The sequence below is a fragment of the Streptomyces sp. SM1 genome, assembly GCF_002910825.1.
Lineage (GTDB): Bacteria > Actinomycetota > Actinomycetes > Streptomycetales > Streptomycetaceae > Streptomyces > Streptomyces okerensis.
In genome coordinates this window covers 1-1,505 of the sequence record NZ_NEUB01000448.1, presented here as the reverse complement: position 1 = coordinate 1,505, position 1,505 = coordinate 1, and the positions used below count along the sequence as shown (strand labels likewise).

General features: G+C 76.2%; 1 protein-coding gene. It reads left to right on the top strand.

The annotated features are described in order from the left end of the window. The coding region (locus B9S61_RS11295) for a VWA domain-containing protein (protein WP_258039621.1) at positions 1-1,338 on the top strand (1,338 nt) is incomplete at its 5' end. Between the last annotated feature and the right edge of the window lie 167 nt (positions 1,339-1,505).

Here is a 1,505-nt window from a genome sequence, read left to right as displayed (position 1 = left end):
GTCACCGCGCGGACCGGACCGGGTGCCGCGGTGGAACCCGGTGCGGTTCTTCCGGCGGGCCCCGAACCGGCCACCGCACCGCTCCGGCCGCACGGCAGGACGCGACCCGGGGCGGAGGCCGAGACACCTACCGCCCTGGGTGTCGTGGCGCGGCCCGGGTCGGATGTCCTGGGGCACCGTGGGCCGGAGGACGCGCTGGGGGACGACGCCTCCGAGGGCGGCGTGCCCTGGGCAGGGGACCGTTTCCTCGCGCCCGCCGACCGCTGGCGTCTCCTCCTCGGCCGTCGTACCGAGGCGCTGCCGGCGTCCGCCGCGCCGCTGGCGACCGCGCTGGACGAGCTGTACGGCAGCGGACGCGGTGAGGGCAGCCGGGGCGATCTCGCGGGCCCGGGATCGGGCGGGGGACGTGAGGCGCCCTATCCCGGGGTGCGGGAGTGGTCGGAGGAACTGGCCGCGCTGTTCGGACCCGGTATCCGCGAGGAGGTCCTCGCGGTGGCTGCCGCGTCCGGCCGCAGCGACGTCCTCACCGAACTGGACGCGGACGCGGCACGTCCCTCGGTGGATCTGCTGCGCACCGTGCTGCGGCACGCGGGCGGCCTGCCCGAGGCCCGGCTGGCCGCACTGCGACCGCTCGTACGGCGGCTGGTCGACGAGCTGGCCACCCGGCTGCGTCCCGCCCTGCACGGCACGGCCCTGCCCCGCCCCAGCAGACGGCCGGGCGGCGGCCTCGACCTGCCCCGCACACTGCGGGCGAACCTCGCGACCGCGCGCCGCGGCCCGGACGGCACGGTGCGGGTGATTCCCGAGCGGCCGGTCTTCCGGACCCGGGGCCGCCGGGCAGCCGACTGGCGGCTGATCCTCGTCACGGACGTGTCGGGCTCCATGGAGGCGTCCACGGTGTGGGCCGCGCTGACGGCCTCGGTGCTGGCGGGCGTCCCGACGCTCTCCACCCACTTCCTGGCCTTCTCCACGGAGGTCATCGACCTCACCGGGCACGTGGAGGATCCGCTGTCCCTGCTGCTGGAGGTCAGTGTCGGCGGCGGCACCCACATCGCCGCGGGGCTGCGGCACGCGCGCGAGCTCGTCACCGCGCCGTCACGCACCCTCGTCGTGGTCGTCAGCGACTTCGAGGAGGGCTATCCGCTGGGCGGTCTGCTCGCCGAGGTCCGCGCGCTGGTCTCGGCCGGCTGCCACGTCCTGGGCTGCGCGAGCCTCGACGACACCGGCCGGCCCCGGTACTCCACGGGGGTCGCCGGTCGGCTCGTCGCCGCGGGCATGCCCGTCGCCGCCCTCAGTCCGCTCGAACTGGCCCGCTGGGCAGGGGAGAAGATCGCATGAGCCCGGACCTCCCTCCGGTCGTCCCGTCCGTCACCGCCGAACTCGTCGGTGCGCTCTCGCCCCGGCTCCGCAAGCGGCTGGACGCGGCCGTCACCAAACTCCTGTCGCGTCCGGCCACCCGGGACGGCGACACCGTACGGATCGCGGTGGACGACGAGACCGACGTC